We start from the raw sequence: 21,262 nt of genomic DNA on the forward strand, positions 1-21,262 counted from the left end.
AATTTTAGCTTTACCTCATGAGTTCGAGAAACGCTATAAGCATTATCAATTAATAATTGTTTAATTGAGTTTAAAATCTTTCTAGCTTGTTTTGTTTTAAAAAAATAAAATGCTTTCTTTCATTGGTTTTCATATCCTCAGAAAAAAATAATAATCAATATATGGTTTCTAACGATGAAACGGAATTGAAATTAATGGAAGTAAGGTGAATAATATACAATGCCAATCGATGCCCTCAAACCTAAAGTAATCTGATTCACTAAATAAGGCATTAATTCTTTCTTCAAGGTGATTATTCATCTCAATATCATGAAACCCTGCTTCTACAACCCCTAAATTGTTAGTTATCGCTATTTTTTGAACTTCTTGAGCAATGATTAGTAAAGATTCTGCTAACATCAAAGGGTCAACGGTTTGAGCAGCTTCTTGATCTGCCCGAATTTCTCTTAACAGTAATAAATCTCGCCAAAGCTCATTGGTTTTAGGAAGCCAAAAGCTAATCCGTTTTAACCAACCTAACCAGAAAAACCAAAAGGTATCATGATAATGGGTATGGGCTTGTTCATGGGCAATGACTGCTTTTATGTGGTCATTATCTAGAGTTTCTAATAAACCATTACTAATGATTAACTCGGAATTCCAAAAGCCCACTTGTGCGCTGTAAGGTAAATTAATATTAATAATTCTAGCAATATTGTTGTTAATATTTTGTTGAGGATAATCCTTGATTTTTTGGGTGGCTAACCATCCTTTATAAGTAATTTCTAAGCCTCTTACTAATGCAAAACCTAAGAAAAAGATAGTTAATAGATAACTGAAGCGACTAGCGTGAAAGCCTAACATCTCGCCATGATAGCCCATAGAAATAACGGCAATGGCTGTCATTAATAACAATAGAGGTGGCACAATAAAAGCAATCAGCGATCGCTGCCAACGACTCATTTGATAACACCATAAACCGTAAGATAATCGTATCCCTATTCCTAAAGCCAATGCAGTTATAATCATCATTAAGTGCATGGTTAAGGAGTCCCCCGTTGACGACGAATAGCCTGAAGACGAGTAGCGATCGCCTCCAATTGTTCTAAACTGGTTGTATCTAAACTATCAGCAAAAGAAGCTACCATATCAGGATTACTAATAGCTAGAAATTGTTGTAATTGTTCATAAGCTTGTATCGTTTTCGCCTGTTCACGGGACACTAACGGTTCCCAAACAAACGCTTTATTGGTTTTACAACATTTTAGCCAACCTTTTTTTCTCAAACGGTTTAATACCGTCGTCACAGAAGCATAGGCCAGTTCTCGTTCTGGATCAGCTAAAATGTGATCGTGGATTTGTTTAACCGTCGCTTGGCCAAAGTCCCAAACGATTTCTAAAATTTCTGTTTCTAAAGAGCCTAAAGACAGTTTTTGGGGTCTATACTCAGGTAAAGGGGACATAACTTAATTATGAGAAAAATTAAATAAAAAGGCAATCAACTAAGGCTGTTGTTGGTTATTTTACTGAGCTTTGTTGGCTATTAATAGTAAATATAGTCAAAATTTAATACTTCTGGATAATTATAACTCAATCATGAGGAACAGGGAACAGGCAAGAAATTAATAATCGAATCAGCTAGTCAAGTTATCATATAAGGAGTGAATCAGAGTTTATGAGCAATGGTGCAAACAACACTCTTAAAACAAGTCAGAAAATAATGCTTCTTAATTAGTGTTAGTTAAAGCAAAAAAAATTGTCAAGTAATTATGACCATGAAAGTGCAAGAAGAAATTTTATTAGGAAAGTCCGTAGAACAATTAACCGACTGGGTAAAACAACAAGGACAACCTGCTTATCGAGGAAAACAACTCCATCAATGGTTATATCAAAAAGGAGCGCGATCGCTCACTGACATTTCTGTTTTTCCCAAAACCTGGCGAGAAGAATTAAAAGATTATCAGATTGGTCGTTCTAACATTTATCATCGTACCATTGCCGACGATCAAACCAGAAAATACCTCTTAAGTTTAGGGGATGAATTAATTATTGAAACTGTGGGTATTCCTACTTCAAAACGCTTAACTGTTTGTGTTTCTTCTCAAGTGGGATGTCCGATGAATTGTGATTTTTGTGCCACAGGAAAAGGTGGATATACCAGAGATTTAACCTGTGCAGAAATCGTTGATCAAGTCTTAACTGTACAAGAAGATTTTCAACAGAGAGTGAGTCATGTTGTCTTCATGGGAATGGGTGAACCTTTGTTAAATTTAAAAGAGGTAATAAAAGCAGTAAAAATCCTCAATCAAGACGTAGGAATTGGACAGCGATCGCTCACTATTTCTACCGTTGGAATTCCTAAAAAAATCTTAGAATTGGCTCATCGTAAATTACAAGTGACTTTTGCTGTTAGTCTTCATGCTCCTAATCAAACATTACGAGAACAATTAATTCCCAGTGCCAAATATTATCCTCTTCCTAAACTATTAGCCGATTGTCGAAAATATGTAGAAATAACCGGAAGAAGAGTCTCTTTTGAATACATTTTATTAGGGGGAGTTAATGATTCATCAGAACAAGCAATCCAATTAGCTAAATGCTTAAAAGGGTTTCAAAGTCATGTTAATTTAATCCCTTATAACCCTATAGAAGAAGCAGACTATCAACGACCTGATACTCAAAGTATTAACCTATTTCGTAATGTTTTAGAAGAACAAAAAATTGCCGTTAGTGTTCGTTATTCACGGGGACTAGAAGCCAATGCAGCTTGTGGACAATTAAGAGCGATGTCACAGTAATTAATAATTATTAACTTTTGCCTTTTGACTTTTGACTTTGGCGTAGCAGTTATGTATTGGTATGATGGTCAACTATTTGAAGAAGATACAATCTGTTTATCCATTAATGACCCAGGATTAAAATACGGGGCCACGATTTTTAGCACGCTTCGAGTTTATCAACAATCTCTAGAACACCCTTTAACTCAATGGGAGGCACATCTTGACCGTTTAAAAAACAGTTTAGAAGCTTTTGACTGGTGTTTCCCCAATTGGCAAAACATAGCTCAAGGTGCAAAACATTTAATTAAAACATACCCCGTTTTAAGAATAACTATTTTTCCTGATGGAAGAGAATGGATTATCGGACGTTTTTTACCTGAAAATTTAGCTCAATTTCAACAACAAGGGATTAAAGGATGGTTAGCATCTTATCCCCTCTTTGAACGAACTTTAAACAGTCATAAAACGGGGAATTATTTAGGGGCGTGGTTAGCCTTACAACAAGCAAAAACCCTTGGCTTTCAAGAAGCTATTTTAGTAGATTCACAGGGTAATTGGCTTGAAACCAGTACCGGTAATCTCTGGGGATGGAAACAGGGAACATGGTACACACCAGCTTTAGAGGGTCAAATTTTGCCAGGAATTGGAAGATGGCAATTAATTCAGTGGTTACGTCAGCAGAATCTTAACATCAAAGAAAATCAATGGACTCCCTCGTGGACTAAATCCCTAGAAATCATTGCTTATACGAATAGTGTTGTCGAAATAATTCTCTTTTCTCAGATTGATTGTAACGGAGAATTACTGACTTTTGATGTTTCTAGGAAAGTATTAGAAATCTTGTCTCAGTATTATCAAAATAAACTGCTCTAGAATTAATAATAATTATTCAGTTTCCTGTTTACTTTCAACAACTGAAGATGAAGCAGAAGAAGAGCGAAAAATACGCCAACCAGCCAAACAAAGGGTACAGTTTCCTACCACTGTCAAAGAAGCTTGTAACGTCACTAACCAATCTAGAGAAGGTGCATTATCAAAGAAATGCCAAGTACAAGCACACATCGCACTCACTAACGCCGGTAACATTCCCCAAGATAGCCATCGCCAGTATAATTTCTCACTAACTTCTGCATAAGTCCAAACCAATAAAATAGCAACTGTCCACTCAATAACACTAGAAACATGAACCATCCAGGTTGGAATTGAAAGTGCATTCATAATTTAAAAATCAACTCTAATTCTTCGGTTAATTAAACTGACTATATAACATCTCAAAACACATTATATTTCAAATTGATAGATTATGGATAAATTCGAGAGTATGCGTGCCTTTACTTACGTTATAGAAGAAGGAAGTTTTGCGGCCGCAGCCAGGAAAATGAAACTATCCCGTTCTGCGGTTAATAAATTAGTAATTAATTTAGAAAATTACTTAGGAGTACAACTACTGTATCGTACTACTCGTCAAGTGACCCCTACCGCTACTGGCCAAGCTTTTTACGAACGTTGTCTTGAGATTCTTAGCAATTTAGAAGAAGCAGAATTAGCCGTTTCACAGCAACAAAATGAACCCCTAGGAAGCCTAAAAATTAATGCGCCAATGTCTTTTGGGATTACTCGTTTAGGGACAATCATTGCTAAGTTTATGACCCGCTATAGTAAGATTAAAATTCAATTGACTTTAGAAGATCGGTTTATTGATCCCATTAGTGAAGGTTATGATCTCGTCATTCGCATAGGTTCCCCACCACAATCACCTAATTTATTCGTTCGTAAAATTACGACTATTGCTCGCGTTATTTGTGCTTCTCCCCATTACTTAAAAACAAACGGAATTCCTGAAAAAATTTCTGAGCTAAAACAACATTCTTGTCTTCATTATGGATATTTGCTGAGTGGTACTCAATGGCAATTTATTTATCAAGGAAAACAAGAAAACATAACCATTGAAGGTTCATTTTGCTCTAATAACGGAGAAGTATTAAGAGATGCTGCATTGCAGGGACTCGGCATTGTTATTTTACCTGATTTTATTGTCAATCAATACTTAGAAAGTGGGGATTTGCAAATCATTTTATCTAGTTATAAAATACCAGAATTAGACCTATCTATTATTTATCCGATTAATCGACATCTTTCTACAAAAATTAAGTTATTTATTGAATTTCTTCAACAGTCTTTGATGAACTAAAAGCACCTCCGAACATTCTACACCCCACACTCACCCCTCCGGTTCTTTTTTTTCTCAAGAAAATTTCCAACTCTAAACAAAATGTAACGAAATGCAAAGTATAATGAGTAAGACATAAACCCTTATAGAGAAGAAAAATAGATGCGAGTTGCGATCGCCGGTGCCGGTTTAGCGGGCCTATCATGTGCCAAATATCTTGTGGATGCAGGACATACCCCCATTGTTTTAGAAAGAAGAGATGTCCTCGGTGGCAAGGTTGCTGCCTGGAAAGATGAAGATGGAGACTGGTATGAAACCGGACTTCATATTTTTTTCGGGGCTTATCCTAATATGTTGCAATTATTCAAAGAATTAGGGATTGAAGATCGCTTACAGTGGAAAGAACATTCCATGATCTTCAACCAACCTGAAACCCCTGGAACTTACTCAAGGTTTGATTTTCCTAATATACCAGCACCCGTCAATGGTATCCTTGCTATTTTACGCAATAACGATATGTTGACTTGGGAAGAGAAAATAAAATTCGGTTTAGGGCTACTTCCTGCCATTGTACGGGGACAAAGCTACGTCGAAGAGATGGATCAATATTCTTGGTCAGAGTGGCTTAAAAAACAGAATATTCCCTCCAGAGTTGAAAAAGAAGTCTTTATCGCTATGTCTAAGGCGTTAAATTTTATTAACCCTGATGAGATTTCAGCCACCATTTTATTAACCGCGTTAAATCGCTTTTTACAGGAGAAAAATGGCTCAAAAATGGCTTTTCTCGATGGTTCCCCCACAGAAAGACTCTGTGAACCGTTAGTTGATTACATTACTGAAAGGGGCGGAGAAGTGAGATTAAATGCCCCATTAAAAGAAATTTTACTCAATGACGATAATACAGTTAAAGGGTTTCTTCTCAGAGGAATTGAGGGTAAACCAGACGAAATATTTGAAGCGGACTTATATATATCGGCCATGCCTGTTGATCCGTTAAAGGTGATTTTACCCAAACCTTGGCGACAACTAGAAGAATTTAAGAAATTAGAAGGATTAGAAGGGGTTCCTGTGATTAACCTCCATCTCTGGTTTGATCGGAAACTTACTGATATCGATCATCTTCTATTTTCTCGTTCTGATTTACTCAGCGTTTATGCGGACATGAGTAACACTTGTAAAGAATACGCTAACCCCGATCGCTCCATGTTGGAGTTAGTTTTAGCCCCGGCACAGGATTGGATAACAGCCTCCGATGAAGCCATTATCGAGGTAACCATGACAGAAATCAAAAAACTCTTCCCCCAACACTTTACAGGGGAAAATCAGGCAAAACTCCTCAAATATCATGTGATAAAAACCCCTCGTTCTGTGTATAAAGCGATTCCCGGAAGACAAGCTTATCGTCCTTCTCAAAAAACCTCCATTGCTAACTTCTATCTAGCAGGCGACTTTACTATGCAAAAATATTTAGGAAGCATGGAAGGAGCCGTTTTATCCGGAAAATTAGCAGCACAAACCCTAGCGCAAGATTACCCTGCTAAGATAACCTCATCAAGCTCTGAAGTCCCTAAAGAAGCCTCTTTAGTCTAGTCCTTTGACAGTTAGCGACCTAGAATTTTGTCCGAAATAATGACGAAAAGGTCAATGAATGGGACAATGCTAAGAGTCTAACGGTCAAAAAACTTTATTACCTCTTTTTACTATAGAAAATCATTCTGCTTGTGCTGAATGCTACAATTGCCTAAACGTCCCCAACCCCCAAAAATGCTGGTCTCCGTAGAAGAGTCCTATGAACGCTGTCGTCAAATTACCCAGAAATATTCAAAAACCTTTTATCTGGGAACCCTATTAATGCCGTCGGAGAAACGACGGGCAATCTGGGCGATCTATGTTTGGTGTCGCCGTACCGATGAGTTAGTCGACGGTCCCCAAGCAAAATACACCACCCCAGAAACCCTACAACAGTGGCAAGATCATCTTCAATGCCTGTTTAAAGGTAATCCCATTGATGACGAAGATGTCGCTTTAGTGGATACGTTACAACGGTTTCCTGTAGAAATTAAACCCTTCGAGGACATGATCGCAGGACAACATATGGACTTGCATCGTAACCGTTATGAGACGTTTGAAGACCTGAAACTTTACTGTTATCGGGTAGCTGGCACCGTTGGCTTAATGTCTAATGCAGTGTTAGGCGTGGAAAAACAGCCATCCATCGGTCCTTGGAATAAACAACTTGAAAACTATATTCCCAAAGAAGAGGCGATCGCTTTGGGTATTGCTAATCAATTAACTAATATTTTGCGGGATGTGGGAGAAGATGCCCAACGGGGACGTATTTATTTACCCCTAGAAGATTTAGATCGCTTTAATTATACAGAAACCGATTTATTTAAAGGGGTAATTGATGATCGCTGGCGTGAGTTGATGGCTTTTCAGATCCGACGAGCTAGACAGTATTATAAAGATGCAGAACGGGGTATTCGTATTCTTTCTAGAGACTCTCGTTGGCCAGTTTGGGCAGCATTGATGTTATATCAAGGTATCCTTGATGTTATTGAAGCCAATGATTATGATGTGTTTAATCAAAGGGCTTTTGTTCGGACTCCCAAGAAAATGGTCTATCTTCCCATTGCTTGGCTTAGAGCGCAGGTGCTTTAAAGCAGTTATCAGTTATCAGTAAACAGTGACCGATAACTGATAGCTGACTGGTAATTATTAATGATTAAAAGGATTGTAATTTAATTGAAATTACTTGATTTTTACCGGTAATTAAAATAGCAGAATCAGAAAATTTAGGGGGTCCAGTTCGGATAACAGGATTACTAGAAAATCCGAATTTTTCTGTGGGTACTCCCAGAAAATTACGGTTTAATTCTCCGTCAGAATTATTATCCCAAAACACTGCCACCGCATAGGTGTTGGGAGGTAAATCATTAAACGTTATTTTAGGGGGAGTTTCTGTAATTTTGACACATCTTTTATCGACGGCATCATTACCACTGTCAGGAAAACCACGACTACTTTTAAAAAGACTAAAACAAATTTGCCCTTGGCGATCGCTCACCCCATCGATTTCAACAGTAAGATTACTGTTAAATTTTGCGTTAGCAGGAACAGAAGCACTTAAAATTCCTAAAAACGGCAATAAAAAAGCACTGATTACGTATCTAGAAGTCATGGTTTGGTCAACCTTGAAGAAATTGTTAAGATATATTATACCTTTAAGATTGGTTCCTCCACAATGTTGAGTTCTCCAGGGGTTGAAACACCCTGGACTCAAAAATGTTGTTACGAGTCGGGTTAAAATCTCGCCTCTTCACATTTTTTTCGGTATGATTTACTTAAATTCTTAAATACATCATACCGATGTGGGCGACATTAAAGTCAGTGAAGAAGTCACCTTCTCCACTGCTCTCCAAAACGGTGCGTGACAGTTTCCCGTCACACCGCTCCTCAGTAGAACGGCTATTGTCATCAGTACGTCATCACAAGCATATCCTCAACCCATTTGTAATTGGATGGGATAATGGATAGTTGTTTTGGTATGACACTATTGCAGTCAGTTTTGTTACCAGACCTTTCCAAACTTCCGTCTGTTTTGGTCTTTTCATCATGGCAGTGTCGATGGAGTAATTGCCAATTTTTGTATTCATCTTTTCCGCCTTTCGACTTAGGGATGATATGGTCTAGCTCTATTAGGTCTCCATCTTTGAAAGTTAATCCGCAATGGGTACATTTCCCTTTTTGCTTTTTGAGCAATGATGCTGTTCGCTTAGGCATCTCAGGGTTTTTTCCCATTCTTGTACTCCAGTAAATCAGGTTGCCATTGTATGGGCTGGCATTCCCTTTAACCTTAATGTATTTATCATTGAATGTGAATTCATCGTGTAACTTTAAGGTAAAGAGTTCATTGTTGCTTATCTTTGTAGCAAAAACCCAATTTTTGTTACCAACGTGATGAAAGTATTTGTTTTTTACAAACTTTCTTCCCTTATTTTGGTGTCTTTTCTTACCCCATTTCCATAACTTCCAAAATGTTATGTTTTTGAGTCGCCTGAACACTTTGCTTGAACTAGCTATTGCGAAGTAATTGCACCAACCTCTAATTATTGGGTTGAGATTATCAATGAGAGCAGCTTGTCTCTTTGATTTGTGTTTTCTGATTATTTCAGCAATCTTTTGATAGTGTTCTGATGCGCTATTTTTACTGGGTGAGATAATAGTTTTGAAGCCTAGAATATTCCCTTTATATTTTGCACTTCTATATTTTCCAGACTTAAATTGTCTGATGTGAAATCCCAAGAAATCAAATCCAGGTTTTTCTTTTTTGTAGTGCATTAATGTATGGGTTGTTCTTGTTTTACTGGCTTTTATTTCTAACCCCATGTCATTTAGCCATTGAGTTATGACCTCTATACATTTGTTAAGTATGTTTATGTTTTCATGAAATATCACAAAATCGTCAGCATACCTAATAAGATTTACGCTTTGTCGCTTATCTTTAGTATTTAGTGGTCTTCCCGTGGGACTTAATATTCTATATTGAACTACTAAGTCTTTAATTACATTTTCCATTCCATGTAAGGCAATATTCGCTAAAAGCGGACTTAATACGCCTCCTTGGGGTGTTCCATGTAAAGTTGGTTTTAACTCTATTCCATCCATAACACCAGCCTTCAGCCAAGCTCGGATTTGCTTCCGTAGGGTAGGATAGGTATTTAGTTTTTCGAGTAGTTTGTTGTGATTTATGCAATCAAAGCATTGACTGATATCGGCATCAAAAACATACTTAGACTTCTGTTTTATTGAGCCAAAGATTGCTGTAATTGCATCATGACATGAGCGTCCTGGTCTGAACCCGTATGAGTTAGGCTCAAATTTGGCTTCCCATTCTGGCTCAAGTGCCAGTTTGACAAGTCCCTGCATTGCTCGGTCTTTAATTGTCGGTATTCCTAATGGTCGCTTCTCTTGTTTCCCAGGTTTAGGAATCCATACCCTCCTAGTGGGAGCGACTTTTGTACCCAGTGTTAATTTATTTGTCAAGGTGAGACGCTGTTTTGGGGATAGAGATTTAACCCCATCCACTCCTGCGGTCTTCCTACCTTGATTATCCTGAGTGACCCGACGAACCGCTAGACATTTTGCAGACCAGGATTTAATTAGAAGTTTTTGGAGTCGGCGAACTAATTTGACATTACCACGACTAGACGCTTTGTAAATCCTCTTTTGCAACTTGTAGATGTTCTTTTCTAGCTTACGCCAGGGGATATCTGACCATTTATACATCGGTTTAACCGTGTTCATAACTTATTCATTGCTACTTGTAGCTTTACATTCCGTTCTACCGTGAGTCTGTCGGCATATCTTACGCATTACCATAAGCGTTAGCTTCTGACTCAATCTTTCCTATCTATTACCTACCTTTTTTGGTAGATGTTTTGTCTTAGCTGACTACTCAATCTTTCGACCTTGATTGAGAGTAAATAGATAGGTTACTTCGTTCCTCATTTTCATTGTTTTGTTCTCTTAGAGTGGAAGCGTCCGCCGAGTTTTAGGGTAGTGCTGAGAAAAGTTATTGAACACTTTTCCCACCCTTTATGTTCAATTAGTTGAACCTTATGACCTTTTGGTACTCCCAGTGTGTATAGCCTTATTCCACTGGTTTGGGGATAACGACGGTTCTCAAACCTTCCTTCACTTCTGTTACTCATAAGAACTTGCTCACGTGATACCAAATTAGGCTATTAGTATCTTTACGCTTTTTCTCCCGCTTCAGGGTTTGATGGCTAGTCTCGAACCTGGGGAAAATGCTTTCAATCAAGCACCATGACGGTAAGACTTGTGATTTCTAGGGTACTTTCACTCACTTACATGAAAATGAAGTTATCATTCTATTGAGGATTAAAGTGCGAACTCCAACCAAATTGGTTTACTCAACAGATGCTCTCTATCCCCCTATATGTATAGGTTTCAGAGAAACGAATCGCACTCAAAACACCCCTAGTAACCTCGGCTAGAGAAATATTCTCTAGCTGTGTTTTGGTTTTAACCAGAGAAGCGAGTGTCAAAAAAGTGATTATGTTTGGTTAATTTCCCAATATTTACAAGCCGTATAAGCTAAAGTAACCACTCCTGTAATAATGGCAGATTCATCTATTTCAAATAAGGGATGATGTAGAGGATAATTAACAGTATCAGGTTGTCCAACCCCCAAGCGAAACATTGTTCCTGGAGCGTGTTGTAAATATAAAGAGAAATCTTCTGCTCCTAAAGAGGGTTCTGGAAGTAGTTCGACAAGATCATTTCCCCAAGCTTCTCGACAAGCATTTTCTAATATTTGCGTTAAATTAACATCATTTTGAACCGAAGGAACACCGCGACGATAATTCATTTCATACTTAGCTCCATAAGTATTACAAACATTGGCAACAATCCCCTCTATCCACTCTGGTAAGTTAGCATGGGTTTCTGGATGTAGCGATCGCACGGTTCCAGCCATTCTTACATGATCAGCAATTACATTCGGCGCACGTCCTCCGGTAATTTGTCCAATGGTCAAAACCAAAGGACGTAAGGGGTTCTGAGTGCGACTGATCGCTTGTTGTAGAGTGGTAATTACCTGAGAGGCGATCCAAATAGCATCGACTGCCTCGTGGGGACGGGCCCCGTGGCCAGACTCTCCTTTAATAAAGATTTCAATATCATCGGCTGCTGCTGTTAATGCCCCGTAACGAATGCCCACAGAACGCGCCTGAAGAGACGGAAACACATGAACCCCCAAAATGCTATCCACATCTCGCATTACCCCATCTTGCACCATCCAGCTTGCTCCCTGGGCGATTTCTTCGGCGGGTTGGAAGATGAAGCGAATATTACCGGGTAACTGTTCTCGTAACTGGGATAAAATCATAGCGGTTCCCAGTCCCAAGGTGGTATGAACATCGTGTCCGCAAGCGTGCATTACCCCTGGTTTACAAGAGGCAAAGTCAAGTTGTGTTAGTTCCTCAATGGGTAAAGCGTCCATATCGGTGCGAATCGCTAAAATTCCCTTTTTTGCCCCATTGCCCTTCAAGTTACCCACAACCCCTGTTTTTCCTACTGCTTCTTGGACATGAAGCCCACAAGAAGATAACACCCCAGACACATAAGCTGCTGTTTGATATTCTTGCCCACTTAATTCGGGGTGAGCGTGTAAATGGCGACGTATTTCAATAAGTCTAGGGGCTAAGTCTTCAGCAAGGGTTTTGATTTGGGAGAGCATAGAAAATTGTTGGGATTTGGCGTTAATTTAATCTTAGTATACTTTTCATAATAATCTCTATACTAAACATCTTAAATATCAACTACTTTAAAAATATTAGGGGTTCTCCTAGTCTTTTTGTGCTTTTGATTAGATTGTTTGTGATATTAACTTGGCAACCTAATTTATTTAGCGTGTAAATTATTTTTAGTTTGATTTTCCTCATAAATAAAATTATGTTTTTGTAAAATTTCTAATAAATTAACATCTGTCTCTAATAAACAAGCATGACCACTGTCAGGCAAAATAGCTAAACAACTGTTAGGAAAAGAATTGACTAATTCTTTTCCTTCATCAACCGAAGGTAATAATTTATCGGCTTGACTCGCTAATACTAATGTTGGTTTTTCAAACAACATCAACTGTTTTTTATTGATTTCAAAATCTCGTAACAAAGAAAGTCGCCAACTGACTACCTCTTGGGGAAGGGTTTGCATCGCATTAAATAAAGCTCTACTATCCTTATTTGTTATTCGATTTAATGCGCCTAAAAACGATAAAAGAATCAAAGCAGATCCTTTATATACAAAGTTAGGAATCCATCGATTTAACTCAATTCCCACTTTGAAAAAAGAGCGTTTATTAAAAGAAGAGGCTGGATTAACTAAAATTACTTTTTCCACTAATTCTGGGGCTGTTAAAGCGACTTGAATCGCTAAACAACCTCCGAAAGATTCTCCACATAAATAAGCTGAGGAATGAGGATGATCCTCTAATTCCTTTCTAATCAAAGTTACTGTTTTTTTAACTAAAGTTGGCCAATCACTTTGATCATTGGATGGAATTGATAAACAACGAATGGAAAAAAAATCCTTTAATTTTTCTCCTTGCCGATGAAATAATTTTCCGCTTCCATCCATACCAGGAAAATAAATAAATAAAGGGGTAATCGATTGAGAAGAAAAGGGAGAAAGTAGCCTCATAAGGTTTAATGAATGGGAGAAAGAACAGGTTGTTCATAAAGACGATCTTCAGTAGCGATCGCCCCTTGATTATCTACCCATACTAAAGAAATATTACTTACTTTGCCATTTTCTAAGGTAACTAGGGAAAAATTCCGTAACTTTTTGCCGTTTTCTTCAATAATACGAGGGACACAAGCTGCATTTAAGTAAACGGTTCCCTGTTCACTGCTGACTACCCTAGTCCGCAGTTGGGAACGGGTATGACGTAAACGATGGTGCATATGACCAAAAGTAACTAAAGGGATCTTTTTCCCTAAATCATAAGTCTGTTCAATGGCTTGGGTAAAGTCTGGATCACCATGATCCCCTCCGATGGGTTGCCAATCTTTTCCACAGATAGCTTCAGGATGTTTGCCTAAACCAGTGGGGCCATTATGACCTAAGAAAATAATATTATCTTCGCTAGTTTCATGAACAGCAGACATTATTTTTGTAGTAGATTCTTGAAAATTGGTAACTTGATAGCGATCGCGTAAAAACTCTTTATTTTTCCATTCTGGACCGCCCCAACTATAGGGACGACTGCCTACAACAGAAAGTTTAAATTGAGGAAAATCTAATTTATCGTAACCGATATGAATATCACCCAATAAGTCTAATTGTTTTTGTAACCAATCTTCTTGAGAGCGATCGTAAGGGCATTTTTTGCGTCCCCAAGCAGAAGCAGTGTACCAAGCATCATGATTACCCATAATCACTGCTTTCGGCACAGATATCTCACTAATTTTACGCACTACGGGAACGGATTCGTTCCCAAAATCTCCTACAAATAAAATCAGATCAATATTTAACTGTTCTAACGCATTATTATCAGCCTCTTCCCATTGGTCATGAACGTCTCCCACTACAGCAATAGTGATGGCTTGTTTTTGATGAATACTCATACTAAGTTGACTAAACTATTTTTGTCTTATCTTATAGGATAAACGGATTTTAATCGGGTTAAAAATTCTCTCCTTCGGAACGAGGACTAACTGAACCGGGTGGGTTCAAGAATAAGTTTCCGGCTGCATCGTTAGGATAGATACAATCGATGGTGGGTTGACTATCCAAAGAACCAACAAAACCAAAGGTATTCATGCGATTTCGACAATCTCTCGCTTGTTCTGAGGTGATCAGTCGTTTTTGTTCGAGTAAATTCATGTTAGAACGACGTAGAACACATCCGGGTTGCATTTGCGGTTGAGTGACAAACACACTAAAAGGATTTAAGGTCAGGAAAATCCGCATATCCGCAACAATGGCACTAGCTCCGTATTGAACACAAAGTTCCGCATTGGGCGCACTTTTGTCTATAACCTCCCGTGACGCGACATTTTTGGGGTCAAAACTGGCGTTAGAACTCACACCGATGCCAACCCCGATTCCTAAAACAAAAATGCCTCCAAATAGGGCAATAGTTCCATAGTTAATATTAGATTTGGGGGAAGGCGGAGGAGAAGGGTTAGAACGGCGATCAGAATAACGAGGGGGTGGTCTACGAGCCATAAAGTTTTATCTAGTTCACTATTTTTCTAGTTTACTTTTTTTTCGGAAGATTAAGGGCAATAGAATTGATTATCTAGGTTCTCAATATAATATTTATTGTCTGTAGAATCAAGCTATTATCAAAAACCAGTGATCGCCTATTAAGATAACAAAATGAAAATAGATACTCTTTTTTATTGTCTATTTCAATCTTTTCCTAGCATCTTCTTTGAATTCATTCAAGTTCCTGTTAGTCAAGCAAATAACTATCGGTTAAGTATCGGTTTGATTCTGTTGAAGTTAAACAATTAGCTTTTCGTATTGATGGGGTATTTCTTACCCAAAATGATAACCCTGAAACTCTCATTTATTTCTGTGAGATACAATTCCAACAAGATGATCAATTTTATGGACGTTTCTTTGCTTAAATTTTCTTATATCTCAGTAAAACCGAATTAAGCAATGATTGGAAAGGGGTTATTATTTATCCTAACCGTCAAATAGAAATGGATAACAGACAACCTTATCAAGAAGTGTTAAACTCTCAACGAATTACCCATATTTATTTAGATGAATTAGAAAATATTAATCAAGCTTCAATTAGATATTGAACAAGTTAGAAATATAAAAAATAATAACGAACAAGGGGCGAATCAGTAGGAGAGGATATTGTTTCCCACTGTCGCCCCGACTTTTGTTAATTTCATAACACTAATTTGTTCAACTATGGTGTTTCGCCACCGACACCGATACCTGTGTTAAAGATTTGCGCGTTGGTAATGTCTAGATTTTCCATAGATGCGCCGGTTACGTCTGCATCATAGATTTTGGCATTGGCTAAGTTAACGTTATCTAAGTTAGAGTTATTTAAGGTAGCATTCGTTAACATAGCTCCCATGAGGTTTGCTCCTTCTAAGTTAGCCCCTGTAAGGTCAGCCCCTTCTAGGTTAGCTTCGATAAGAATCGCTCCTTCTAGGTTAGCGTCTCTGAGATCAGATCCTATTAAATGAGCATATCTTAGGTCTTCGTTACTAAGATCACACCCTTGACACATTCCTGTTTCTAATAATTGTTGAACATGGGCCGGGTTTCCTGCCATTACAGGACTAGCTAATAAAATGGGGGTAGCTAACAATACTGCGTTTAATATATTCCTTTTCATATTTAATACTCCTCGCATTTCTTTTATATTATTAATGTAACAAATCTTCATAACAATCTCATCCCCCAATCGGGTTATTCTTATCCCCCGATCGGATTATTTTTTTGTTCCCGTTTTCCTACAATTTAATTCTACAATTGGATTCAAAAGGGATATCAAAAGAAATTATTATGTTTAGTTTTAGTAGTGTTTTTGCAGAAATCGCCTGCATTATGGCGATCGCAACGGCTGTGGGAGGATTAGCCTTATGGTTACGGCAACCTTTAATTATGGCGTTTATTATTGTTGGTATTCTCATTGGTCCGGCGGGGTTACACATCGTTTCAGCTAACGAAGAAGTGGAATTATTGGCTGAATTGGGTATTGCTTTATTATTATTTGTGGTGGGTTTAAAACTTGATCCCCATGAAATTCAATCTGTTGGTCCGGTGGCAATTATTGCCGGAATGGGTCAAATTTTGATGACAGGAATTTTAGGATATTTTATTGCTAGTTTTTTAGGGTTCGATCTAATTTCTGCTTTTTATATTGGCTTATCTTTAACCTTTTCTAGTACCATTATTGTTGTTAAATTATTATCAGATAGACAAGAAATAGATGCTTTACATGGCCGCATTGCGTTAGGGGTTCTTATTGTTCAAGATTTAGTGGTTGTGGTGGCAATGATTTTGTTAACAGCATTTAGTGAGGATTCGCAACAGTCCTTATGGCAAGAAATCCTCTCGGTTATTTTAAAAGGAGGAATCTTTTTATTATTCATCGCTTTTTTAACCCGTTATATTTTACCAAAATTACTTCATGTTTTGGCTTATTCAACGGAATTACTATTGATTTTTGCTATTTCTTGGGCGATCGCTTTAGCAGCAGTAGGAGATGGTTTAGGGTTCAGTAAAGAAGTAGGCGCATTTGTAGCAGGGGTATCTTTAGCATCCACAACTTATCGAGCAACAATTGGAGCCAGATTAGTCAGTTTGCGAGATTTTTTATTATTATTTTTCTTCATTGATTTAGGCATTCATATTAATGTTAGTTATTTAGGCTCAGAAATTCTTTCGGCTCTTGTTTTATCAGTGTTTGTTTTGTTGGGTAAGCCTTTAATGATTACAGTGTTAATGAGTATCATGGGTTATCAAAAATATACTAGCACCATTACCAGTTTATCTTTGAGTCAAATTAGTGAATTTTCTTTAATTATTGCCACATTAGGACTTGAATTGGGTCATATTAATGAGAATGTTTTAGGCTTAATTACGTTAGTGGGATTAATTACTATGGGAGTGTCTACTTATATGATTATAGATTCTCATACTATTTATGAAAAATTATTACCAATTGTTTCTCATTTGAATAAATTAATTCCCCATTATCATCAAAAATTAGGTGATTTAGATGCAGTTAATGTTTACAATGTTGATATTATTTTGTTCGGGTTAGGACGGTATGGCGGTAGTTTAATTAAAGCCTTACAAGGATCAGGTTTACAAGTTTTAGGGGTGGATTTTAACCCAGAATTAGTGAGAACATGGCGACATAAAGGGATATTAGCTTTTTACGGGGATGCAGAAGATCCTGAATTTGCAGCAACCCTTCCTTTAAATAAGGCAAAATGGGTCATTAGTACCTTACCGGGGCAACGAGTGGGACTAACCTTATTACATACATTAGAATATCAAAAATTCCAGGGTAAAATTGCGGTAACCAGTCATACAGAACGGGAAATGGAAATTCTCAAAAATGCAGGATCGGATCTCGTTTTATTACCTTTTAGAGATGCAGCACACGAAGCTGCTAGACTGTTAGTTTCTGATTTTAATTAAGCTTTTCTGTTGACTGTTGCATGAATACCTTTTATTTTTAATTATTCTGAAAATTGATCCCGATCAATTATTAACAAACATAAAGATGTGAGTTAGAAAGATTGTTTTTTCAATCCAGATTTACCCCCTACAGTGTACCAATATTCCCATTGTCCTCCATTGGCTGTGGACCAGTCCTTTAAGTCAAAATGACCGCTTCCTTCTGGTGTGCCTGAAATTCGATAGGTTTTAACTGCTTTTCCCTCATTATTCCAAACCAGTGGCCAGCCTGGTTCCATTTGTTCTGGTAAGGCTCCATTAGTCTGTAAAAAATAGGCATCTTGTCCAATATTAGTTCCATTTCCAAAAACCTTAGCAATTCCTTGCTCATCAATAGCAACAAAGGCCCCTTCTTCTAATCCAATGCCATAATGGTCAAGTTGATTATTATCTTCGTAAATGACCTTAGCTAATAAACCCAATAACCTTCCATAGCGAGTTTCTGGATTCCATTGATTCAGTCGATCTAGATGTGTATCCGTCAAGACTTGGTGCAGGTAAGGGACTTGCAGGAAATCACTTCGATGGATATGTTCTGTATTATAGTGAAACGGATCGTTCAAAATTTCTGAACTGATAACCCCTTGATGGTCGGGAGAATAGTAATAGTCTCCTAAAATCGCCATTCCTGCACTGGTTCCAGCGATGGGGATTTTTTTTTCATTAATGACGTAATTCAGCGTTTCTTCTGTTTTCGTGCCTTGCCAATATTCTTGATAGTCATTTTGGTCACCTCCTGCGATAAACAAAGCATCAGCGTCGAGAATATAGTCGGTGACTGTGGAATTATTAGCGGACTCACGACTATCAATAGAAAGTTCGGCAGCAGAATAGATCCAATCTCTATAATTTCGACAAATCCAATCAGCTTGTCTGCCAATTCCTCCCACCCGAAGCACTAAATATTTTCCCCCGTAGGCTCGTTTTAAAAACCATTGCGTCGCCTCATGTTCTCCTGATTTATTGCCTTCTGCTCCCCCAATTAATAAACAGCCTGGTTGTGCTGTAATTGACTGATAGTCTCTGCCTTCACAAGCTAAATAATAATCAAAATCATATCGACTTCCCATACTGAGCAATCTCTAACATTTCTAATATTTATCTTTTAATATCTCACAAAATCGCAATGGAATCGTCGTTGTAAAAATAAAGAAATATTGCTGTTAAAATAACAAAAAATTTACAAATAAACATTTTTCTTTAGATTTCTAATTAGCTAATAAAGGAAAGAAATCTTTGAATCACGAAAGCATTAACAATATCAATAAAAAATGCCCCTACTATAAAGAACGATAATAGGAGTAGTAATTAAGCTTTATTCTAACAAAATTACCGATGAATTCCCTTGTTTAACAATTAATTCTCCTGTTACTTTTAACTCAATTCATTCAAATTGGATAATTCTCTTGAGATCCATCGGGGTATTACAATTAAAAAGAACCGAGCGATCGCTCACAAACAATTCTTGGACAGATTGAGACTGCAACCATTTTTGAAATGATCGCCCTCCTCCTTGTATAAAGCTCTCAAGGGACGTTAAACAAGAAGAACGGTAAAACCCACACAATGGGTCCCACCCTTTGTCATGTCGGGGTAAACAAGCAGTGGCTTGATCAGAAACTTGATGTAACTGTTGTAACGATGCTTCGATAGATTGATTTGTTAAGTTAGGTAAATCACAGGCTAACAATAACACCCATTCTGTCTTAACATAGGATAAAGCTTGAGCAAACCCTACCAAAGGTCCTTGGCTTTCTCCAGATGGACACACTTCTTGCAACAAATGACAGCCTGAAGGAACTATCTTTTGATAGCGTTCTATCCAAGGGGTAATAATATAGACTGGGTTAGCGTAGGCTCGGATTAAAGTAGCACTAACTTGTAATAAGGGAAATCCCCGAATTTTAATCAGTGCTTTGTCTTCACCCATGCGAGAACTTTTACCCCCTGCGAGGATAATGGCACTAAGATCGGCTTTGAAAAGTGTTTCCATCTCAGATTATGGGTTAGAGTAATGAAAAATTCTCATCATGATCCGTTTCAAGAACGAAAACTAGAAAAGTTACAACAAATAACTCGTCTCATTCCTGTTGTTGGTTGGATTCCTGCGCTTTGGACAGTTTACTATCATCAGGGTAGCCGTCAGGTTGTATCGATTAGTCGTTTTTCCCTGCGACTCACAGTTATTTGGGCAATTGCTTATAGCTTACTATGGTTAAGCTCTTTACAAACATCTGAAACGCTTACGTTACGGTTACTATATCTTAACGGCTTGCTCACATCGGGTTACATCTTGGTTTGTTTAGGATTAATGTTTCGGGTTTGGCAGAGAAAAAACTAGATATTTATTACACTTAACGCTGGTTCGCGTATCGGAGCACATATATCAGTTAGAACAGTCTCAAAAGCCAGTAGCTTAGTTCGTTTCTTTTATGGCCTTTTCCCTGTTGTGCTGTATCATCATAGATTGACCTCCCGACACCCCTTGTCCCTCTTCATCGTTTGCCTAGGATATTAGAGAAGCTTGACACGAGATGGAGAGCGTCTATCTTAAGACACTAGAATAAGTCGTTTTTCATTAAATCTCGGATGAGATTGTCTCTAGCCATGATTTGCTGCATGGTATCAAGCAAATAATCAATGACTTGCTCCCTTTCTAAGTCTTGGAACTCCTGCTGTAAGCATTGAAGTTGAAACTGTTGCTCTAAGGATAATTCAAAGGTATTAGCGTCCATATTGACCTCCATAAGTTAATTGATAGTTAGTGAGATTTTTTTTGGTAAACAGAGAACTATTTACCCAAGTTACGAACAACATTTGTTTTAATCATTAATAGTCGTGATGCTTGGACTAATAACTCTAAAGCTTGCTCTCTGCTCATTTGAGTTGCTGCATCGCGAATCCGTTTCATTTCAAATTGTTGTTCTAAGGTGAGATTACAAGAGGTGTTTTCCATAATGACTCCTTGTTTAAATAGAAGTAGGGTACTGAGATCCTTAAGTCGAAAGTTAGGGTGACAACTTAATTTTTATTATAAAGCAATGTAACAAACATTTGACAGAATGTCTACCCTATGTATGAATCAGAGCGACTAATCCCTAGAGTGGTATACACTGCGGAATAGGGAATAAGGAATAGGGAATAGTGGGTTATTACAAGATTGCGAAGCAAAACTCTGTTTCTAACCTTTTTTGAGACTGTTATATTCCTACAAGTTCTCTGTTGTTCTTTAGATTACCCAAAAGGGTTAAAGAACTATGCACATAACATCATTTTTAGCAAGTCTTTTGCCAAAAAGTTGCTCAAAGTGAACAAAAGTGGTAATAATATACTGAAAAGATAACAACCATTAGAAAAATAGAACCTAGTTTCCAAAGTGAAAAAAGTAGATAATAGATAGCACTTGCCCAAGCTCTCTTATCAAATCACTGGAGAATTGTCATTATTTTTTAGGGAATTATTTGACGAATTGTCTATACATTCTGTAATAATTTAAGAGGGCATTATCCGTTCAATCCATTTCTATCAGTCGGACAGGAATAAGCCAGGTCTCAATGATTCAATTGCCTAATCTTAGCAT

At 37.6% G+C, this 21,262-nt stretch carries 22 protein-coding genes and 1 pseudogene; 8 read left to right on the forward strand and 15 right to left on the reverse strand.

Features of this window, described 5'->3' with window-relative positions:
- Window positions 1-168: 168 nt before the first annotated feature.
- Window positions 169-1,020 carry a M56 family metallopeptidase gene (locus CY0110_RS19385; protein ID WP_008277230.1) on the reverse strand — a complete coding sequence of 284 codons (852 nt, stop codon included), beginning with the start codon at window positions 1,018-1,020 and terminating at the stop codon, window positions 169-171.
- Window positions 1,021-1,022: 2 nt separating this feature from the next.
- Window positions 1,023-1,442, reverse strand: a complete 420-nt coding sequence (locus CY0110_RS19390; RefSeq protein WP_008277231.1) for a BlaI/MecI/CopY family transcriptional regulator — start codon at window positions 1,440-1,442, stop codon at window positions 1,023-1,025.
- A gap of 312 nt (window positions 1,443-1,754) precedes the next feature.
- On the opposite strand from CY0110_RS19390, the gene rlmN reads away from it, so the two are divergent.
- On the forward strand, window positions 1,755-2,777 hold the full coding sequence (rlmN, locus tag CY0110_RS19395; protein WP_035800074.1) for a 23S rRNA (adenine(2503)-C(2))-methyltransferase RlmN: 1,023 nt from the start codon (window positions 1,755-1,757) through the stop codon (window positions 2,775-2,777).
- Window positions 2,778-2,828: 51 nt separating this feature from the next.
- Window positions 2,829-3,632: an aminotransferase class IV gene (locus CY0110_RS19400; protein ID WP_008277233.1), complete on the forward strand. Its 804-nt coding sequence runs from the start codon at window positions 2,829-2,831 to the stop codon at window positions 3,630-3,632.
- 12 nt (window positions 3,633-3,644) lie between these two features.
- Here CY0110_RS19400 and CY0110_RS19405 read toward each other — a convergent pair whose 3' ends face one another.
- Window positions 3,645-3,977 (reverse strand): DUF2499 domain-containing protein, encoded by a 333-nt coding sequence (locus CY0110_RS19405; RefSeq protein WP_008277234.1) that lies wholly within the window; start codon window positions 3,975-3,977, stop codon window positions 3,645-3,647.
- A gap of 85 nt (window positions 3,978-4,062) precedes the next feature.
- Here CY0110_RS19405 and CY0110_RS19410 point away from each other — a divergent pair, with 85 nt between their 5' ends.
- The 3 genes from CY0110_RS19410 (at window position 4,063) to crtB (ending at window position 7,590) form a co-directional block, all read left to right on the forward strand.
- Window positions 4,063-4,950, forward strand: coding sequence for a LysR family transcriptional regulator (locus tag CY0110_RS19410; protein WP_035800065.1), 888 nt, complete (start codon window positions 4,063-4,065; stop codon window positions 4,948-4,950).
- Between the two features lie 141 nt (window positions 4,951-5,091).
- On the forward strand, window positions 5,092-6,519 hold the full coding sequence (pds, locus tag CY0110_RS19415; RefSeq protein ID WP_008277236.1) for a 15-cis-phytoene desaturase: 1,428 nt from the start codon (window positions 5,092-5,094) through the stop codon (window positions 6,517-6,519).
- A gap of 138 nt (window positions 6,520-6,657) precedes the next feature.
- The gene (gene crtB, locus CY0110_RS19420) at window positions 6,658-7,590 is read left to right on the forward strand and encodes a 15-cis-phytoene synthase CrtB (protein WP_008277237.1); all 933 of its coding nucleotides are present in this window, start codon (window positions 6,658-6,660) and stop codon (window positions 7,588-7,590) included.
- 64 nt (window positions 7,591-7,654) lie between these two features.
- Here the strand turns inward: crtB and CY0110_RS19425 are convergent, their stop codons facing one another.
- The 7 genes from CY0110_RS19425 to CY0110_RS19450 all read right to left on the reverse strand — a co-directional run bounded on the left by CY0110_RS19425 (window position 7,655) and on the right by CY0110_RS19450 (window position 14,685).
- Window positions 7,655-8,110: a DUF2141 domain-containing protein gene (locus tag CY0110_RS19425; protein ID WP_008277238.1), complete on the reverse strand. Its 456-nt coding sequence runs from the start codon at window positions 8,108-8,110 to the stop codon at window positions 7,655-7,657.
- Window positions 8,111-8,406: 296 nt separating this feature from the next.
- Window positions 8,407-10,236 carry a group II intron reverse transcriptase/maturase gene (gene ltrA / locus CY0110_RS19430; protein ID WP_008277239.1) on the reverse strand — a complete coding sequence of 610 codons (1,830 nt, stop codon included), beginning with the start codon at window positions 10,234-10,236 and terminating at the stop codon, window positions 8,407-8,409.
- A gap of 206 nt (window positions 10,237-10,442) precedes the next feature.
- Window positions 10,443-10,643, reverse strand: coding sequence for a hypothetical protein (locus tag CY0110_RS30035; RefSeq protein WP_157464518.1), 201 nt, complete (start codon window positions 10,641-10,643; stop codon window positions 10,443-10,445).
- Between the two features lie 365 nt (window positions 10,644-11,008).
- Window positions 11,009-12,193, reverse strand: a complete 1,185-nt coding sequence (locus tag CY0110_RS19435; RefSeq protein ID WP_008277240.1) for a M20 family metallopeptidase — start codon at window positions 12,191-12,193, stop codon at window positions 11,009-11,011.
- A gap of 164 nt (window positions 12,194-12,357) precedes the next feature.
- A complete protein-coding gene (locus CY0110_RS19440; protein ID WP_008277241.1) occupies window positions 12,358-13,155 on the reverse strand; it encodes an alpha/beta fold hydrolase in 798 nt (265 codons plus the stop codon).
- Between the two features lie 5 nt (window positions 13,156-13,160).
- Complete coding sequence (locus CY0110_RS19445) at window positions 13,161-14,081, reverse strand: TIGR04168 family protein (RefSeq protein ID WP_008277242.1); 921 nt, start codon at window positions 14,079-14,081, stop codon at window positions 13,161-13,163.
- A 58-nt stretch (window positions 14,082-14,139) separates the two neighbouring features.
- Window positions 14,140-14,685, reverse strand: a complete 546-nt coding sequence (locus CY0110_RS19450) for a DUF3172 domain-containing protein (protein ID WP_008277243.1) — start codon at window positions 14,683-14,685, stop codon at window positions 14,140-14,142.
- A gap of 153 nt (window positions 14,686-14,838) precedes the next feature.
- Here CY0110_RS19450 and CY0110_RS31020 point away from each other — a divergent pair.
- Window positions 14,839-15,266 (forward strand): annotated as a pseudogene (locus CY0110_RS31020) (Rpn family recombination-promoting nuclease/putative transposase); the annotation flags it as partial.
- A gap of 122 nt (window positions 15,267-15,388) precedes the next feature.
- On the opposite strand, the gene CY0110_RS19460 reads toward CY0110_RS31020, so the two are convergent.
- The gene (locus CY0110_RS19460) at window positions 15,389-15,826 is read right to left on the reverse strand and encodes a pentapeptide repeat-containing protein (RefSeq protein ID WP_198139212.1); all 438 of its coding nucleotides are present in this window, start codon (window positions 15,824-15,826) and stop codon (window positions 15,389-15,391) included.
- Window positions 15,827-15,996: 170 nt separating this feature from the next.
- Here CY0110_RS19460 and CY0110_RS19465 point away from each other — a divergent pair, with 170 nt between their 5' ends.
- On the forward strand, window positions 15,997-17,643 hold the full coding sequence (locus CY0110_RS19465) for a cation:proton antiporter (RefSeq protein WP_008277246.1): 1,647 nt from the start codon (window positions 15,997-15,999) through the stop codon (window positions 17,641-17,643).
- Between the two features lie 92 nt (window positions 17,644-17,735).
- Here the strand turns inward: CY0110_RS19465 and CY0110_RS19470 are convergent, their stop codons facing one another.
- Both CY0110_RS19470 and CY0110_RS19475 read right to left on the reverse strand, forming a co-directional pair.
- A complete protein-coding gene (locus CY0110_RS19470; RefSeq protein ID WP_008277247.1) occupies window positions 17,736-18,752 on the reverse strand; it encodes a cyanophycinase in 1,017 nt (338 codons plus the stop codon).
- A gap of 314 nt (window positions 18,753-19,066) precedes the next feature.
- Complete coding sequence (locus tag CY0110_RS19475) at window positions 19,067-19,675, reverse strand: molybdenum cofactor guanylyltransferase (protein WP_008277248.1); 609 nt, start codon at window positions 19,673-19,675, stop codon at window positions 19,067-19,069.
- 21 nt (window positions 19,676-19,696) lie between these two features.
- Between CY0110_RS19475 and CY0110_RS19480 the strand changes: the two genes are divergently transcribed.
- Window positions 19,697-20,023, forward strand: coding sequence for a hypothetical protein (locus tag CY0110_RS19480; protein WP_008277249.1), 327 nt, complete (start codon window positions 19,697-19,699; stop codon window positions 20,021-20,023).
- A gap of 217 nt (window positions 20,024-20,240) precedes the next feature.
- Here the strand turns inward: CY0110_RS19480 and CY0110_RS19485 are convergent, their stop codons facing one another.
- Both CY0110_RS19485 and CY0110_RS19490 read right to left on the reverse strand, forming a co-directional pair.
- Complete coding sequence (locus CY0110_RS19485) at window positions 20,241-20,417, reverse strand: photosystem I reaction center subunit X (RefSeq protein ID WP_008277250.1); 177 nt, start codon at window positions 20,415-20,417, stop codon at window positions 20,241-20,243.
- A 56-nt stretch (window positions 20,418-20,473) separates the two neighbouring features.
- The gene (locus CY0110_RS19490) at window positions 20,474-20,638 is read right to left on the reverse strand and encodes an NblA/ycf18 family protein (RefSeq protein WP_008277251.1); all 165 of its coding nucleotides are present in this window, start codon (window positions 20,636-20,638) and stop codon (window positions 20,474-20,476) included.
- Window positions 20,639-21,262 lie beyond the last annotated feature (624 nt).

It is taken from the genome of Crocosphaera chwakensis CCY0110 (assembly GCF_000169335.1).
Taxonomy (GTDB): domain Bacteria; phylum Cyanobacteriota; class Cyanobacteriia; order Cyanobacteriales; family Microcystaceae; genus Crocosphaera; species Crocosphaera chwakensis.

Bases quoted from the DNA above. Each gene is read 5' to 3' on its own strand.
- CY0110_RS19470 (WP_008277247.1), bottom strand. From the start codon at position 18,752: ATGGGAAGTCGATATGATTTTGATTATTATTTAGCTTGTGAAGGCAGA.
- CY0110_RS19400 (WP_008277233.1), top strand. From the start codon at position 2,829: ATGTATTGGTATGATGGTCAACTATTTGAAGAAGATACAATCTGTTTA.
- CY0110_RS19425 (WP_008277238.1), bottom strand. From the start codon at position 8,110: ATGACTTCTAGATACGTAATCAGTGCTTTTTTATTGCCGTTTTTAGGA.
- CY0110_RS19460 (WP_198139212.1), bottom strand. From the start codon at position 15,826: ATGAAAAGGAATATATTAAACGCAGTATTGTTAGCTACCCCCATTTTA.
- pds (WP_008277236.1), top strand. From the start codon at position 5,092: ATGCGAGTTGCGATCGCCGGTGCCGGTTTAGCGGGCCTATCATGTGCC.
- CY0110_RS19465 (WP_008277246.1), top strand. From the start codon at position 15,997: ATGTTTAGTTTTAGTAGTGTTTTTGCAGAAATCGCCTGCATTATGGCG.
- CY0110_RS19475 (WP_008277248.1), bottom strand. From the start codon at position 19,675: ATGGAAACACTTTTCAAAGCCGATCTTAGTGCCATTATCCTCGCAGGG.
- crtB (WP_008277237.1), top strand. From the start codon at position 6,658: ATGCTACAATTGCCTAAACGTCCCCAACCCCCAAAAATGCTGGTCTCC.
- CY0110_RS19390 (WP_008277231.1), bottom strand. From the start codon at position 1,442: ATGTCCCCTTTACCTGAGTATAGACCCCAAAAACTGTCTTTAGGCTCT.
- CY0110_RS19485 (WP_008277250.1), bottom strand. From the start codon at position 20,417: ATGGACGCTAATACCTTTGAATTATCCTTAGAGCAACAGTTTCAACTT.
- CY0110_RS19450 (WP_008277243.1), bottom strand. From the start codon at position 14,685: ATGGCTCGTAGACCACCCCCTCGTTATTCTGATCGCCGTTCTAACCCT.
- CY0110_RS19410 (WP_035800065.1), top strand. From the start codon at position 4,063: ATGGATAAATTCGAGAGTATGCGTGCCTTTACTTACGTTATAGAAGAA.
- CY0110_RS19385 (WP_008277230.1), bottom strand. From the start codon at position 1,020: ATGCACTTAATGATGATTATAACTGCATTGGCTTTAGGAATAGGGATA.
- CY0110_RS19490 (WP_008277251.1), bottom strand. From the start codon at position 20,638: ATGGAAAACACCTCTTGTAATCTCACCTTAGAACAACAATTTGAAATG.
- rlmN (WP_035800074.1), top strand. From the start codon at position 1,755: ATGAAAGTGCAAGAAGAAATTTTATTAGGAAAGTCCGTAGAACAATTA.
- ltrA (WP_008277239.1), bottom strand. From the start codon at position 10,236: ATGAACACGGTTAAACCGATGTATAAATGGTCAGATATCCCCTGGCGT.
- CY0110_RS19480 (WP_008277249.1), top strand. From the start codon at position 19,697: ATGAAAAATTCTCATCATGATCCGTTTCAAGAACGAAAACTAGAAAAG.
- CY0110_RS30035 (WP_157464518.1), bottom strand. From the start codon at position 10,643: ATGAGTAACAGAAGTGAAGGAAGGTTTGAGAACCGTCGTTATCCCCAA.
- CY0110_RS19445 (WP_008277242.1), bottom strand. From the start codon at position 14,081: ATGAGTATTCATCAAAAACAAGCCATCACTATTGCTGTAGTGGGAGAC.
- CY0110_RS19440 (WP_008277241.1), bottom strand. From the start codon at position 13,155: ATGAGGCTACTTTCTCCCTTTTCTTCTCAATCGATTACCCCTTTATTT.
- CY0110_RS19405 (WP_008277234.1), bottom strand. From the start codon at position 3,977: ATGAATGCACTTTCAATTCCAACCTGGATGGTTCATGTTTCTAGTGTT.
- CY0110_RS19435 (WP_008277240.1), bottom strand. From the start codon at position 12,193: ATGCTCTCCCAAATCAAAACCCTTGCTGAAGACTTAGCCCCTAGACTT.